Origin of the sequence: uncultured Gelidibacter sp. (assembly GCF_947500795.1) — a bacterium.
GTDB lineage: Bacteria > Bacteroidota > Bacteroidia > Flavobacteriales > Flavobacteriaceae > Gelidibacter.
This window is the reverse complement of record NZ_CANMTE010000001.1, coordinates 826,492-840,079: the sequence shown is the minus strand read 5'-3', so window position 1 is coordinate 840,079 and position 13,588 is coordinate 826,492. Positions and strand designations below refer to the sequence as shown.

12 protein-coding genes are annotated in these 13,588 nt (G+C 37.3%); 5 read left to right on the top strand and 7 right to left on the bottom strand.

Translation table 11 applies throughout. The annotated features are described in order from the left end of the window. Nucleotide 1 precedes the first annotated feature (1 nt). Nucleotides 2–490, top strand: a complete 489-nt coding sequence (locus Q0947_RS03665) for a hypothetical protein (RefSeq protein ID WP_299391538.1) — start codon at nucleotides 2–4, stop codon at nucleotides 488–490. Between the two features lie 120 nt (nucleotides 491–610). Here the strand turns inward: Q0947_RS03665 and lpdA are convergent, their stop codons facing one another. The 3 genes from lpdA to msrB all read right to left on the bottom strand — a co-directional run bounded on the left by lpdA (nucleotide 611) and on the right by msrB (nucleotide 3,379). After that, a complete protein-coding gene (lpdA, locus tag Q0947_RS03660) occupies nucleotides 611–1,987 on the bottom strand; it encodes a dihydrolipoyl dehydrogenase (protein WP_299391535.1) in 1,377 nt (458 codons plus the stop codon). Nucleotides 1,988–2,222: 235 nt separating this feature from the next. Continuing rightward, a complete protein-coding gene (locus Q0947_RS03655; protein WP_299391533.1) occupies nucleotides 2,223–2,777 on the bottom strand; it encodes a DUF1572 family protein in 555 nt (184 codons plus the stop codon). Between the two features lie 110 nt (nucleotides 2,778–2,887). Continuing rightward, complete coding sequence (gene msrB, locus Q0947_RS03650) at nucleotides 2,888–3,379, bottom strand: peptide-methionine (R)-S-oxide reductase MsrB (protein WP_299391530.1); 492 nt, start codon at nucleotides 3,377–3,379, stop codon at nucleotides 2,888–2,890. 181 nt (nucleotides 3,380–3,560) lie between these two features. Here msrB and glgB point away from each other — a divergent pair, with 181 nt between their 5' ends. From glgB to Q0947_RS03630, 4 genes are all read left to right on the top strand, one after another. Then, nucleotides 3,561–5,582, top strand: coding sequence for a 1,4-alpha-glucan branching protein GlgB (glgB, locus tag Q0947_RS03645; protein WP_299391527.1), 2,022 nt, complete (start codon nucleotides 3,561–3,563; stop codon nucleotides 5,580–5,582). A 118-nt stretch (nucleotides 5,583–5,700) separates the two neighbouring features. Further along, on the top strand, nucleotides 5,701–8,106 hold the full coding sequence (locus Q0947_RS03640; protein ID WP_299391525.1) for a glycoside hydrolase family 31 protein: 2,406 nt from the start codon (nucleotides 5,701–5,703) through the stop codon (nucleotides 8,104–8,106). A gap of 103 nt (nucleotides 8,107–8,209) precedes the next feature. Further along, complete coding sequence (locus Q0947_RS03635; protein WP_299391522.1) at nucleotides 8,210–9,028, top strand: M48 family metallopeptidase; 819 nt, start codon at nucleotides 8,210–8,212, stop codon at nucleotides 9,026–9,028. Nucleotides 9,029–9,179: 151 nt separating this feature from the next. Next, on the top strand, nucleotides 9,180–10,556 hold the full coding sequence (locus tag Q0947_RS03630; protein WP_299391520.1) for an MFS transporter: 1,377 nt from the start codon (nucleotides 9,180–9,182) through the stop codon (nucleotides 10,554–10,556). Nucleotides 10,557–10,596: 40 nt separating this feature from the next. Here the strand turns inward: Q0947_RS03630 and Q0947_RS03625 are convergent, their stop codons facing one another. The 4 genes from Q0947_RS03625 to Q0947_RS03610 are packed head-to-tail and all read right to left on the bottom strand — an operon-like array spanning nucleotide 10,597 to nucleotide 13,471. Beyond that, the gene (locus tag Q0947_RS03625; RefSeq protein WP_299391518.1) at nucleotides 10,597–11,310 is read right to left on the bottom strand and encodes a head GIN domain-containing protein; all 714 of its coding nucleotides are present in this window, start codon (nucleotides 11,308–11,310) and stop codon (nucleotides 10,597–10,599) included. Between the two features lie 14 nt (nucleotides 11,311–11,324). Continuing rightward, nucleotides 11,325–12,407, bottom strand: a complete 1,083-nt coding sequence (locus Q0947_RS03620; RefSeq protein WP_299391515.1) for a hypothetical protein — start codon at nucleotides 12,405–12,407, stop codon at nucleotides 11,325–11,327. Between the two features lie 10 nt (nucleotides 12,408–12,417). Beyond that, entirely contained in the window at nucleotides 12,418–12,969 is a 552-nt protein-coding gene (locus Q0947_RS03615) for a hypothetical protein (RefSeq protein ID WP_299391514.1), read from the bottom strand. A gap of 10 nt (nucleotides 12,970–12,979) precedes the next feature. Further along, a complete protein-coding gene (locus Q0947_RS03610; RefSeq protein WP_299392784.1) occupies nucleotides 12,980–13,471 on the bottom strand; it encodes an RNA polymerase sigma factor in 492 nt (163 codons plus the stop codon). Between the last annotated feature and the right edge of the window lie 117 nt (nucleotides 13,472–13,588).

The window sequence follows — 13,588 nt, the reverse complement described above, 5'->3', positions numbered from 1 at the left end:
GATGACGTATTCTAGATTGATTTTAGTCGCTTTTCTTATAGCCTTTACAAATTATGTAAATGGCCAAAATTTGGATACCACGTTTGGAGTTAAAGGTGGATTGAATCTAACGTTCTTTACTGTTGATCAGCAAAATTTAGGAGCTTATTCAACTACTGAAACTGGATTTTATGGTGGTGTATTTGTAGCGTTTCCTATTGACGATTTCTTAACCATTCAACCGGAGGCGTTATATATTTCTGTGGGCGACTTTAATTTTTTGAATGTCCCTGTTTACGCCAAATATGAAGTGGCAAATAAATTGCATTTATTGGCAGGGCCAAGTGTGAATTACTTCTTCGATTTTTATACAAGTAAAGTCAAGATAGGTGCAGATATTGGTTCCAGTTACGACCTCTCTGACGCTTTAGATGTCCATGTTAAATTCGCATTGGGTATAGACGAATTGGCTCCAAACGGCCTATTTTTTGGTTTAGGCTTGAAACTTTAAGTTAACCAGAAATTATAGAAATTCGGCATATTCAGTTTTCTAAGCATAAAAAAAGCGATTCAAATTTTGAATCGCTTTTTTATTATAAACTCTATTCCTAAATAAAGGAACAAACTGTTTTTATAAATGAATAACTTCACCATAAGCCGCTGCAACAGCTTCCATAACTGCTTCACTCATGGTTGGGTGTGGATGTACAGCTTTTAAAACTTCGTGTCCTGTTGTTTCCAATTTACGACCTAAGACAGCTTCAGCAATCATATCCGTTACACCAGCACCAATCATGTGGCAGCCTAACCATTCGCCGTATTTAGCATCAAAAATAACTTTTACGAAACCATCTTTTGCGCCAGAAGCACTTGCTTTACCTGATGCAGAGAATGGAAATTTACCAACTTTAATGTCATATCCTTTTTCTATCGCTTGTTTTTCAGTCAATCCAACACTTGCAATTTCTGGAGAAGCGTAAGTACAACCTGGGATGTTGCCATAATCTAACGCTTCAACATGTTGTCCTGCAATTTTCTCTACACATAATATACCTTCTGCGGAAGCGACATGCGCTAAAGCTTGACCAGGAGTAACGTCTCCAATAGCATAATATCCAGGAATATTGGTTTGGTAGTAATTGTTGACTAAAATCTTGTCTCTATCAACAGCAATACCTACATCTTCCAAACCGATGTTTTCAATGTTAGATTTGATGCCAACAGCTGAAAGAATGATATCTGCTTCAAGAGTTTCTTCACCTTTTGCAGTTTTAACAGTAGCAACAACGCCTTCTCCAGAAGTATCAACTTTAGTTACTTCAGAAGAGGTCATGATTTTAATGCCACTTTTCTTGAATGATTTTTCCAATTGTTTAGAAACATCTTCATCTTCAACAGGAACAACGTTTGGTAAAAACTCAACAATAGTCACATCCGTGCCCATTGAGTTGTAGAAATAAGCAAATTCAACACCAATAGCGCCAGAACCTACTACAATCATCTTTTTAGGTTGTTCTTTTAAAGTCATCGCTTCTCTATAACCGATCACTTTTTTACCATCTTGTTTTAAGCTTGGCAATTCTCTTGAACGTGCACCCGTTGCAATAATAATGTGGTCTGCACTGTATTCTTTTCCATCAACGTCAACTTTCTTTCCAGGTTTTAATTTTCCAAACCCTTCAATAACGTCGATTTTGTTTTTCTTCATCAAAAACTGAACGCCTTTGCTCATGCCTTCAGCAACACCACGACTGCGCTTTACAACCGCATCAAAATCTTTGTCGGCTTCCTTTACAGATAGACCATAATCTTCAGCATGTTTAAGATATTCAAAAACTTGTGCTGATTTTAATAAGGCTTTTGTTGGGATACAACCCCAGTTTAAACAAACGCCACCAAGGCTTTCTTTTTCAATAACAGCAGTTTTGAATCCTAATTGTGATGCTCTAATAGCAGTAACGTAGCCACCAGGACCACTTCCAAGAACAATGATATCGTATTTACTCATGAGTATTTTTTAATCGTGATTAGAAGCCACGAAGTTACAAAAAGTATATTTCAAATTGCAAATTACCAATTCCTAAAATACCATTAGTTATTAATAATTGTTGGTAATTGGTGATTGTTATGAGGATTGATGCTAAATGTCAGATTCAGAAAACTCTAAACAATGTCAGAATAATTAAAAATAATCAGAGGAAATTTAGAGTATCTGTAGAAATATTGTAAATGTTACAAGATAATTACAGATTATCAGTAAAATGACGCGTGCCTTTATCTTTGTCCATTTTCTCCTGGTTATAAGTTGAAGAATTCCCTTTTGGAATGGATAAATTCACCCATTGATCGCCTTTTAGTAATTTACCAATATAGGCCATCTGCCCAATATGATAAGGATAATGTCCCAATTGTCTGAAAATGGCTTCCGCAACAGTATGGCCTTCATTTCTGATATAAACGATGGTCTGCATGTCGCTTTCCTTAAGTGGAGCAATCGCATTAAACAAACACTCCCAACCTTTATCCCAAGCCTCTTGGAGCTCTTCTTTAGTAGTATAGGACGCTTCAAATTCCTGATCACGTTGGCGCCATTCCTTCTCGCCATCTTCCATTAAAAAGTTGGTCCAACGACTCAACATATTGCCAACCATGTGCTTTACAATAACGGAAATGCTGTTGGAAGCTTCGTTGGGTTGATAATTCATGTCCTCAAAAGACAATTGTGCTATTGTTTTATCGCCTACAGTTTTGTAATAAATAAACTGTTTTATAATGCCAGACATGTATGAAGTTTCCATAATGTAAAGTTACTTAACAGCGCTCACATCATGAATATCAAAACCCATAAAAAATGAAACTTAAAGCAAAATAATCATTGAATAAGTGTTGAAATGTAAAAGTTTGATTTTTATTGCTTTGCAGGTACAAATTCCAAGGCAACACCGTTGATACAATGGCGCTTTCCCGTGGTATTTCTCGGACCGTCATCAAAAACATGGCCTAAATGTCCGCCGCAAGTGGCGCAGTGCTCCTCGTTGCGCATATAACCGATTTTAGTATCCGTAGAAAAAGCGACGTTACCTTCAATTACGCGATCAAAACTTGGCCATCCGGTGCCAGAATCAAACTTGTGTTCACTTTTAAACAACGGTGTTTTACACGCTGCACAAACATAAGTGCCTTTTTCATGATTGTTGTTCAACGGACTTGAAAACGGGCGTTCTGTGCCAGCTTTTCTCAAAACATTATATTGATCGGCAGTCAGTTGAGCTTTCCATTCTGCATCAGTTTTAGTGATTTTAAAAGTGGGTTTGGGTGCTGATTTTTCGTCTTTCTTTTGTGCAGAGCTATTGCAGCTAAATACAAGGCTAAACAAGAGTATTAATGGTAGTGTTTTCATTTTAATTGAGTTATGGTTATAAATTTAAGTCGAAGGTAATTCTATTTCCTTTCTTCCTGCGGCGTTAAGATAATCACAAGGATTTAAAAGTCGCGCCGTCCTACCATTTGTACGAAATTTTACTACTTTAGGTTTTTATTTTATCCTATCTTAACAACTTTAATCCTTTTATCCTTTAAATATGGCAGAAGTTAAGCCTTGTAGTCGTTTCACCGATTTTGATATCAATCTGTTTCTGGCAGGAAAACATTTTAGGCTTTATGAAAAATTTGGATCCCACATTATGGAGCATGAGGGTGTAAAAGGCACCTATTTTGCTGTATGGGCACCAAGTGCCAAAAAGGTTTCTGTAATTGGCGATTTTAACCATTGGAATGAAAATGAGAATGTCTTGAATGTTCGTTGGGATAAAAGTGGCGTTTGGGAAGGGTTTATTCCGAACGTTGGTCAAGGAAATATCTACAAATATAAAATTACAAGTCATCATAACGATATCAAAACTGAAAAAGCAGATCCTTATGCGCGCCGGGCTGAACATCCACCAAAAACGGCATCTATTGTTTGGGAAGATGACTATGAGTGGAAGGATAAAAATTGGATGTCCAAGCGTAAAAAGAACAATGCTTTAGATGCGCCACATTCCGTTTATGAAGTGCATTTAGGGTCCTGGAAACGCCATGCCACAGAAGACCGTTTTTTGTCTTATGTGGAATTGGCTGATGATCTTGTGGCCTATGTCAAAAAAATGAAATTCACCCATGTAGAGTTGATGCCTATTATGGAATTTCCATATGACCCGAGTTGGGGCTACCAAATTACCGGGTATTTTGCACCGACCTCACGTTTTGGGTATCCAGAGGAGTTTAAATATTTAGTCGATACGCTTCATAAAAATGACATTGGTGTTTTATTGGATTGGGTACCGTCCCATTTTCCAGAGGATGCGCACGGTCTTGGTTATTTTGATGGTTCTTGTTTGTACGAGCATCCGGATAGACGCAAAGGCTATCACCACGATTGGAAAAGTTTGATTTTTAATTACGGTCGTAACGAAGTCAAATCATTTTTAATCAGTAATGCGCTATTTTGGCTTGATCAATACCATGCTGATGGATTGCGTGTGGATGCTGTAGCCTCCATGTTATTCTTAGATTATTCAAGAAAAGAAGGCGAATGGGAACCGAATATTCATGGTGGACGTGAGAATTTAGATGCCGTTGCATTCATAAAAGAGATGAATGAAGCGGTATATGCTAACTATCCTGATGTTCAGAATATTGCTGAAGAATCCACTGCATTTCCAATGGTGTCACGTCCTACGTTTTCCGGCGGACTTGGTTTTGGGATGAAATGGATGATGGGATGGATGCACGATACCTTGGATTATTTTAGTAAACCCCCAATTTATAGGCAATACCATCAAAATGATTTGACCTTTTCCATGACCTATGCGTTTTCAGAGAACTTTATGTTGCCTCTAAGTCATGATGAAGTCGTCTATGGTAAAAAGTCTATTTTAGGACGCATGCCGGGCGATGATTGGCAGCGTTTTGCCAATTTAAGATTGTTGTACAGTTATATGTTTACACACCCAGGAGGTAAATTGTTGTTTATGGGATGTGAATTTGGACAGCAAAATGAATGGAATTTTAGTCAAGGACTAGATTGGCATCTGTTAGATTCAGAATACCATCAGGGAATTCAACGTTTGATAACGGATTTGAATGGCTTGTATCAATCTGAACCTGCACTTTATGAAAAGCAGTTTTCTGGTGAAAGTTTTGAGTGGATTGCTTATGACGATCATCAAAATTCAGTTTTGGTGTATACGAGAAAGGGGAACGACCCGAAAGATCAGGTGGTTATCGCGTGTAATATGACGCCTACACCAATGGTCAACTACGGAATTGGGGTGCCTAAAAAAGGGAAATTGCAGGAGATTTTTAACAGTGATGCAACCATATATAATGGAACAGGCGATTTTATCAATAAAGTCATCACTACCAAAAATGTTGAAATGCACAGCCGCGAACATTCTGCAGAAATTATAATTCCTCCATTAGGGATGGTAGTGTTCAAGTATACTGCAGAAGCTAAATTATCTAATAAGTGTTTAGCAAAAGGGGAGGCACAGGAGAAGAAATTAAAGGCAAAATCTATCCGCGAGAAATCAACTTTGGATGCTGTTAAAAAGAAGAAATAAGTATCGATTTAAGAGCATCAAATAGTCAAAACGTAATCGATATCGTTAATAAGTGCTCTTAACTTAAATTTTATTTTACTAAACTAATGCGTTTTTTTGTGAACTATATAATAAAATTATGATTGTAAATACCGAATTAGAACACAAAGGGAATTTGTTTCCATCAAAAATAGTTTCTTATAAAAAAGATGTAGATACGTTCTTTTTTACAACTGAGAATGATGTCGTTCTGGCAATGACTATTTTGAGAGACAGTGTGATCCGTTTCAGGTATACTACAACCGGAACATTTGAAATGGATTTTTCTTATGGGATTTCAAAACATGCCAGTAAAGGTTATAATCTTCTAGAAATTGAAGACGAGGCGGAATCTTATAAAGTGACAACCTCAAAACTGATCTGCCATATCAGAAAAGACAATCTCAAGGTCCATATTTTTGATGCTAAAGACCATAAGCTCATCAATGAAGATGAACTGGGTTTCCATTGGGAAGAAAGCTATGAGTACGGCGGAGACATCGTGAAAGTGAGCAAAACGTCTCATGATGGCGATAGTTTTTTCGGACTTGGAGATAAGCCCGTAGAACTTAATTTAAAAGGCAAGCGCTTTGAAAATTGGGTGACGGATAGTTACGCGTACGGAAAAGGCACAGATCCTATTTATAAAGCCATTCCGTTTTATACAGGTTTGCACAATAAGAAAGCCTACGGGGTTTTCTTCGATAACAGTTTTAGAACTTATTTCGACTTTTGTCAGGAACGACGGAACGTGACCAGTTTTTGGGCACAAGGAGGTGAAATGAATTACTATTTTATCTACGGTCCTAAAATGGAAGATGTCGTTTCTAATTATACTGACCTTACAGGGAAACCACAGCAATTGCCACCGTTATGGGCATTGGGCTTTCACCAATGTAAATGGAGTTACTATCCAGAATCTAAAGTAAAAGAAATCACCTCAAAATTCAGGGAATTGAAAATTCCTTGTGATGCCATTTACCTCGATATTGATTATATGGATGGTTTTAGATGTTTTACATGGGATAAAAATCATTTCCCTGATCCAAAACGTATGGTTAAGGAATTGTTGGATGATGGCTTTAAAACCGTGGTCATTATTGATCCGGGAATTAAAATTGACAAAGACTATTCGGTGTTTAGAGAAGCTTTAGAAAATGATTATTTCTGTAAGCGTGCTGATGGCCCATATATGAAAGGAAAAGTGTGGCCTGGCGAATGTTATTTCCCAGATTTCACTAATAAAGAAGTACGCGATTGGTGGTCTGAACTTTACAGGGAATTGATTGAAGATATTGGTGTTAAGGGCGTTTGGAATGACATGAACGAGCCTGCGGTAATGGAAGTACCTAATAAAACCTTCCCTGATGATGTGCGTCATGAGTATGACGGTAACCGTTGTAGCCATAGAAAGGCTCATAATGTGTACGGCATGCAAATGGCGAGAGCAACCTATCAAGGCGTTAAGAAATTCGCTTACCCAAAACGTCCGTTTGTAATTACGCGGGCGGCGTATTCAGGGACGCAACGTTACACATCCACTTGGACGGGAGATAACGTCGCCACTTGGGAGCATCTATGGATTGCCAACATTCAAGCGCAACGTTTAGCGATGTCTGGTTTTTCTTTTGCGGGGAGTGATATTGGCGGATTTGCTGAGCAACCGCACGGCGAATTGTTTACGCGTTGGATCCAATTGGGCGTTTTCCATCCGTTTTTTAGAGTGCATTCTTCGGGAGATCATGGCAATCAGGAACCTTGGACTTTTGATGAAGACGTGACCAATATCGTACGTAAATTTATCGAGTTGCGCTATCAGTTACTTCCATATTTATACACCACTTTCTGGAAATATGTGGAAGAAGGCATTCCAATGCTGAAATCGCTCGTTATTTTCGACCAGGATGATGAACACACCCATTATAGATCGGATGAATTTATCTTTGGAGATCATATCCTGGTTTGTCCAATTTTAGAACCTAATGCGCGCGGTAGACGTATGTTTATTCCGCGTGGCGAATGGTTTAATATGTGGACCGACCAACTGGTTTCAGGCGGAAAGGAAATGTGGGTAGATGCTGATATTGAAACGATTCCTATTTTTGTAAAAGCAGGTGCTATCATTCCAAAATATCCAGTCCAACAATATGTGGGAGAATTGGATATTGAGGAAGTCACGCTAGACGTGTATTATAAACATGGAAAGGAATCTTCAACCTTATTTGATGATGCACATGATGGCTATGATTACACTAAAGGACGTTATAGTCTAAGAACCTACAAATTAACGGGGAAAACGAATGAATTAATCATCCAACAGCATAAAGAAGGAAAGTTTGACGCCGGATACCAAAGGTTTAAAGTGAAATTCCATGGACTTCCGTTTTCAGTGAGCAGAATTCAAATTGATAATGAAGAAATTTCTCTGAGTGATGTTAAAATGAATGGAGATAATACCATGATAATCGATAAGAGTTTCTCACAGTTACATATTTTTGAACACTAATAAAATCAACATAAAATTTATAAGCAAAAACTAATTCTAAATGAGTTCATCAAATTAGGAACGGTTTTTGTATTTTAGATACCATAACCAAAGACTTAATAAAATGAAACATAAAAATTCAATAATCGCATTAGGAGCTTTAACGCTTTTTCTGTCTTGCGCTACAAATCCATTTACTGGAAATAAAACATTAGCGCTTATGCCTAATTCCCAGATTTTCCCAACTGCTTTTGCTCAGTATGATCAATTTTTAACCGAAAATAAAGTGGTTACTGGTACTAAAGACGCTGAAATGGTGAAGCGTATCGGTCAGAAAATTGCAGTAGCGGCTGAACGTTGGTTGGATGCCAATGGTTATCAGGGGTATTTAAAGGACTATCAATGGGAATATAATTTAATTGATGACAAAACCGTGAACGCATGGGCTATGCCAGGCGGTAAAATTGTAGTGTATACAGGTATTTTACCTATTGCAAATGGCGAAGCTGGTTTAGCTGCCATTATGGGGCATGAGGTATCTCACGCACTTGCAAATCACGGACAGCAACGTATGAGTGCAGGTATGCTGCAACAATTGGGTGCTGTAGCAGGAAATGTGGCCATTAAGGATCCACAAACCTTAAATCTATTTAACCAAGCTTATGGCGTCGGATCTACAGTAGGTGTTATGTTACCTTTTAGTAGAAGTCATGAAACTCAAGCTGATGAAATCGGACTTTACTTAATGGCAATCGCAGGTTATGAGCCTTTAGAAGCGGCTAACTTATGGAGACGTATGAATGCTCAGAGTGGAGGACAAGCACCACCAGAATTTTTAAGCACTCACCCTGCAAATGAAACACGTATTAGAAACATTGAATCACTTGCTGCTAAAGCAAGGTTGGAGGCTAATAAATTTGGAACTACCACATTTAAAAAATAAGATCCTCTTGTTTTAAATAAAAACTCTATTTTTAAAAGCTGTTTGCTACAACATTGTGGCAGACAGCTTTTTTTCTTTTTTAGGCATTTGACATAGTGCTTATGCAAGACCAACAGATCTAAATGATTTTTGAAAACACCAACCTACACCAATGAAACAACTTGAAAAAGGAAGCAAGAAATTGCTGAATGCATGGGCTTTTTATGATTGGGCGAATTCTGTTTACACGCTCACGATCGCGTCTTCAATTTTCCCGATTTTCTATTCTGCGTTATTTATGTCAGAAGTCAAAAAAGTCACCGCCTTTGGTTTTGAGTTTAAAAGCACGGCATTGATAACTTTTGTCACGGCATTTACATTTCTAATAGTTGCGCTTACTTCACCAATTTTATCAGGTATAGCCGATTATGTAGGCAATAAGAAAAATTTTATGAAGTTTTTCTGTTATGTAGGTGGACTCGGGTGCATTGGACTTTATTGGTTTAGCTTAGAACATATTCATATCAGCCTTTTATTTTACTTCATGGGTTTGATTGGTTATTGGGGAAGCTTGGTGTTTTATAACTCTTACCTGCCTGATATTGCATTTCCGGAACAACAGGATAAAGTGAGTGCTAGAGGTTTTTCAATGGGGTACATTGGAAGCGTCTTATTATTGGTTTTCAATTTGGCTATGGTCATGAAGCCTGAGTTCTTCGGATTTGATGTGTCCATAGCACCAGAAATTCTAGCAAGCGGTAATGCATCAGAAATTGCATCGGCAACAGAAGCGGCAAATAATGCTGCATCAATGAACGCTATGAGAGTGTCTTTTATAACTGTTGGTCTATGGTGGATTTTGTTTAGCCAATACACTTTTTATATTTTACCAAAAGGGGTTTCTTCAGGGCAGAAAGTGACCAAGGCTATTGTGTTTAATGGGTTTAGGGAATTGAAGTTAGTTTGGAAAGATTTGACTGAAAATCTAAGATTGAAACGATACCTATTAGCATTTTTCGTATTCAGTATGGCGGTGCAAACCATTATGTTGGTGGCTGTTTATTTTGGAGAAGAAGAAATTGCTTGGGGCGATAGTGGAGAGAAAACCATGGGCTTAATAACCAGTATTCTAATCATTCAATTGGTGGCTGTAGCTGGCGCAACGTTAACCTCCAAAGCTTCCTATAAATTCGGAAATATAAAAACCCTGATTGTAGTTAATTGTATTTGGATGGCACTGTGTTTTTATGCGTATTTCATGATTACGCCAAAAGACTTTTACATAGCCGCTGCCTTTGTTGGTTTTGTTATGGGCGGTATTCAATCTTTAGCACGTTCAACATACTCTAAATTTTTACCTGAAACGAAGGACACTACGTCCTATTTTAGCTTTTTTGATGTGGCCGAAAAAATTGGTATCGTCATAGGAATGGTCATTTTCGCAACGATTGATCAAATTACAGGCAGCATGCGCAATGCCATTTTATTCTTGTTTATCTTCTTTTTAGTCGGAATTATTTTGCTTTTGAGAGTGCCTAAAACCAATTAATAGGTGTTGATTTAGATATCGTCTAATATGTAGGCGAATTTTAATTGCTGATGCTTCCTGAGCCCGTAACTTTAGTGTCTTCGGTTTTTGGATTGCCGTTATATCTAATATCTCCAGATCCGGTTACACGTGCTTTTAAATGGCCATGGCAGACCAGATCAATACTTCCTGAGCCTGCCACGGTTACATCGGCATCATCCGTTTCTAAATGAAATCCTTTAAACTCTCCTGATCCCGCCAAATCAACTTCGAGTTTAATTGTTTTCCCTGTTAATTCTAGTTCTCCTGATCCGGCCACATTCACTTTTGTGTTGGTAGCAGCAACATCTAATTTCGCATCGCCAGAACCTGCAAGAGACACTTTTAAATTCTTTCCAGAAATCTTATGTTCAGTCCATAGGTTCCCTGATCCTGCAAGTGCAACGGCATTAAGGTCTTTAAATGGTACTGTTATTTTAATAGTGTTGTTTCTAGTGGTCTGTAAATTGACTTTATTATCGGTTTTAACCACCAAAGTGCCATTTTTTACTTCCGTAATTATATGTTCTAAGAGGTTTTCTTCACCTTCCAGAACAATTTCACCCTCAGTTCCGGCAACTAAAACATAATCAAAAGGTCCTGCAAAACTTACAGCTTCATAATCTGCGGTTGATCTGGTAATGGTGGTTTCATTACCATTTCCTTTAATTTTATTTTGAGCATGGATTGTGCTTACCATCAATAAGGGCACAAGTAATACAAGTGATTTTTTCATGATTTATATGTTTTTTAGTTTCTCTTAAAGGTCACGCTTCCGTAATCAGAGGTTATTTTAATTAAATTATTGGTATTTGAACCGCCACTATAACCTTGGTAGTTTTTGCTGGAAGAACCTTCTTTTTTGCTGGAGAATTGAAAATTGTCAGCGCCTCTCAATGATGCATAGTCAAGGTCAATATCAAACTTAAATTGATAATCCGTATCGTAACCAATTGTAATGCCCGTGTAATCGGAATCTATAGTAACATTCCCAGCATTAGCTGTCATTTTGTCAATTTTAATAGAACCGTAATCGGAAGACAATTGAATGCTTTTGTAAACTTCTCCAAAGCGAGCGGTTATATAATCGCCGTCTCCTTTTATATGGTTTGCTTTTTCAATAGTTATCGAACCATAATCACAGGTATAAGTGACGTTTTCCGCAATTTCAACTACTGACTTGGTATAGTCGGCTTCAATGTCTAGATTCTTAGTTTTAGCAACTGTAAATCCGCTGTAATCGGCACTAATTTTCCCGCTTTTGATGTATTCAAAAAAACTGTTATTGGTGTAATCAAAACTGATCGAATTATTATCGGCCATTAATTCTTTGGTCGTTATTTTACCATAATCACAATTGATTTTTGCATGGCCTTCCAATCGGTCCAAATTAATGCTCCCATAGTTATTGTTCAAATCGACGCTATTGGTGATTGGTAATTTTATAAGGTAATTGATTTCCATGTTGACGTTGGAAGTTCGTCCCCAATTCCACCAATTATTGGATCTGCTTTTACTGAAAATTGTTTTGGCTGATACGCGGTTGGATGAAGCTTGGAACTCGACAGTAATATCATTCAATTTTTCTTCAACCTTTTCCAGATTATTGCCACTGGTTTTGATTTTGACTTCAATACTGACAGTTTTTCCAGAATAGGTGATGATATTGATGTTTCCATAACTATTGTCAATTTTTAGTAAGGCATCACTATTAACGGCATATTCCTTCTTTATGGTTTTTTCTTTAGTGTGTTTATCTTTCTTTACAGGTCCTGCAAATGAAACTTGAAAGAGGATTAGGGTTATAGCGATAAAAAAGTGTTTAGTTTTCATGATTCTGTTATTAAAGTGTCAATTGTTGTTGTGATTGTAGTTGTTTCAAATTTTCTATGGAGGCCAACACAGTTTGCAGTAAGTCAATACGGCTTTGCAGATTGTTGATCATGGCATATATCACACGTTGATCATTACCACTTACTTTTAGGTCGACTTTGAGTCGCTCATAATTTTTTTCCAAAAGCTCCATTTGCTTTAAAGCATCTGAAACGAGGGCTTCATTTTCTGGCGTTCTTACGGTTTTAATCTTGTTCAATTCCAAAGTTATGGCCGTGGTAAAAAAATCTTGTGTTTGTGATAATTGTTCCGATACACTCGCCAAATCATTCACTTTAGGTTCTTGTTTTAGAACAGTGAAAAATCCAAAGCAAATCACTAAAACTGCTGCTACTGCCATTAAAGACTTGTAAAATAGTGGTCGTGATGATTTCACGACTTTACGTTTCTGTGGTGATTGCAACTTCTTTAAAAATCGTTGTTCATGACCTTCTTCTGGAATTTCCATATCGAATTCATTTCGTAAATCTTCAAAAAGTTGGTCTATCGTATCCTTTTTCATAAGTGTTGTATTAACTACCCATTAGAGGTTTTAATTTTTGTCTCAAACTGTCTTTTGCTCTGGAAATCATCGTTCTGCAGTTAGCATAACTGATATTCATAATCTCACAGATTTCTTCATAATCATAACCTTCAATCAAATACAAAGTCAAGCCTATTTGATAATTATCTTTTAAGGTCTTCATGCACGCTAGTATTTGTGCAGCTTTGACATTTGTAAAATGATAATCTTCTTCAATACCTTGATCGTCCTCAACTTTATAAAGTACATCCTCTAAAGGCACCTCGCTGTTTTTCTGATTCTTATTGAATTCACTAATACTGTTATTGATTATGATCCGCTTCAGCCATGGTCCAAATAAGGTTAAATCGTTCAGCGTTTCGAGTTTAGTAAAAGCCGTCAAAAATGATTCTTGCATGATGTCTTCCGCCTTAAATCTGTCCTTAACAATTCTAAAACTCGTATTATACATGGCATGGTAATACCTGGTATAAATTTCCATCTGGGCACGTTGATTGCCAGATTTGCACTGTTCCAGCAAGTCATTAATATTTGGAAGGATTGGATTCAAAAAACAATTGCTTTGTTATAATGATGAAGTTACTTAAACAATGTTACA